1 rRNA gene is annotated in these 2434 nt (G+C 53.8%); it reads right to left on the bottom strand.

Going from position 1 to position 2434, the window contains the following annotated elements:
* Positions 1-2434, bottom strand: a 23S ribosomal RNA gene (locus ACTQ50_RS19435); the annotation flags it as partial.

Raw genomic sequence — 2434 nt, 5'->3', positions numbered from 1 at the left:
CGAATGGGACATCTCATCTTGAGGGGGGCTTCACGCTTAGATGCCTTCAGCGTTTATCCCTTCCGGACTTGGCTACCCGGCCGTAGACTTGGCAGTCTAACCGGTACACCAGCGGTCCGTCCATCCCGGTCCTCTCGTACTAAGGACAGCTCCTCTCAGATATCCTACGCCCACGCCGGATAGGGACCGAACTGTCTCACGACGTTCTGAACCCAGCTCGCGTACCGCTTTAATGGGCGAACAGCCCAACCCTTGGGACCTACTACAGCCCCAGGATGCGATGAGCCGACATCGAGGTGCCAAACCACTCCGTCGATGTGAACTCTTGGGAGTGATAAGCCTGTTATCCCCAGGGTAGCTTTTATCCGTTGAGCGATGGCATTCCCACTTAATACCACCGGATCACTAAGCCCTACTTTCGTACCTGCTCCACCCGTCGGTGTCGCAGTCAAGCTCCCTTCTGCCTTTGCACTCTTCGAATGGTTTCCGTCCATTCTGAGGGAACCTTTGGGCGCCTCCGATACCCTTTCGGAGGCGACCGCCCCAGTCAAACTCCCCGTCTGGCATTGTCCCACCGCCGGATTACGGCGGCTGGTTAGAAGTCCAATACTGCAAGGGTGGTATCCCAACAGCGGCTCCATGGCAACTGGCGTTACCATTTCTCAGCCTCCCACCTATCCTGTACATGCAATACCGAACCCCAGTACCAAACTGGAGTAAAGCTCCATGGGGTCTTTCCGTCCTGGCGCAGGTAACCAGCATCTTCACTGGTACTTCAATTTCACCGGATGCATTGTCGAGACAGCGCTCAAATCATTACGCCTTTCGTGCGGGTCGGAACTTACCCGACAAGGAATTTCGCTACCTTAGGACCGTTATAGTTACGGCCGCCGTTTACTGGGGCTTAAATTCAAAGCTTCGACTTGCGTCTAACCTCTCCTCTTAACCTTCCAGCACCGGGCAGGCGTCAGCCCATATACCTCACCTTTCGGTTTCGCATAGACCTGTGTTTTTGCTAAACAGTTGCTTGAGCCTATTCTCTGCGGCCACTTCTCAGTGGCACCCCTTCTCCCGAAGTTACGGGGTCATTTTGCCGAGTTCCTTGACAATGCTTCTTCCGCCGGCCTTAGGATTCTCTCCTCATCCACCTGTGTCGGTTTACGGTACGGGTACGGTATAAACAATAGCGGCTTTTCTTGACGCATGGCTCACGGACTTCACTACTTATATTTCGTTCCGCATCACGGCTTCCCATTGCCACCCGGATTTGCCTAAGTGACTGGTACCCCGCTTGCACCGGGCTTTCCATTCCCGGCTTCCGCTTTCCTTACGTGTCCCCACAGTTCTGTCATACCGCAGTACAGGAATCTCCACCTGTTGTCCATCGGCTACGACTCTCGTCCTCGCCTTAGGCCCCGACTTACCCAGGGCAGATCAGCTTTACCCTGGAAACCTTGGATATTCGGCCTAGAGGATTCCCACCTCTATCTCGCTACTCATTCCGGCATTCTCTCTTCCATGCAGTCCACAGCTCCTTACGGTACTGCTTCGTTCCGCATGCAATGCTCCTCTACCGATCCTTACGGATCCCTTAGTTTCGGTGGTACGTTTCAGCCCCGGACATTTTCGGCGCAGGGCCTCTCGACCAGTGAGCTATTACGCACTCTTTGAATGAATGGCTGCTTCTGAGCCAACATCCTGGTTGTCTTCGAGACCCCACATCCTTTTCCACTTAACGTACACTTTGGGACCTTAACTGAAGGTCTGGGCTCTTTCCCTTTTGACTGCCCAACTTATCTCGTGCAGTCTGACTCCCGGTCTTGTCTACATGGCATTCGGAGTTTGATATTCTTCGGTAGGCTTTGACGCCCCCTAGGAAATTCAGTGCTCTACCTCCACAAGACTCATGACCGAGGCTAGCCCTAAAGCTATTTCGAGGAGAACCAGCTATCTCCGGGTTCGATTGGAATTTCTCCCCTACCCACACCTCATCCCCACCCTTTTCAACGGATGTGGGTCCGGACCTCCACTGCCTCTTACGGCAGCTTCATCCTGGACATGGGTAGATCACCCGGTTTCGGGTCTACTCCTACTGACTTAAGGCCCTCTTAAGACTTGGTTTCCCTACGGCTCCGCACCTGAAGTGCTTAACCTTGCCAGTAAGCGTAACTCGCCGGACCGTTCTACAAAAAGTACGCGGTTGCACGCATAAGGTGCTCCCACAGCTTGTAGACACAGGGTTTCAGGTTCTCTTTCACTCCCCTCCCGGGGTCCTTTTCACCTTTCCTTCACAGTACTATGCGCTATCGGTCACTAAGTAGTATTTAGCCTTAGGGGGTGGTCCCCCTGACTTCCCACAAGGTTTCTCGTGTCTCGTGGTACTCTGGATCCTGCTCAGTCTCATCAGCTTTCACGTACGGGGCTTTCACCCTCT

The organism is Blautia sp. Sow4_E7 (assembly GCF_052116245.1).
In the GTDB taxonomy this organism is placed as follows: Bacteria; Bacillota; Clostridia; order Lachnospirales; family Lachnospiraceae; genus Blautia_A.
The sequence above is the reverse complement of the archived record's forward strand: the minus strand, read 5'-3'. Positions and strand labels throughout refer to the sequence as shown.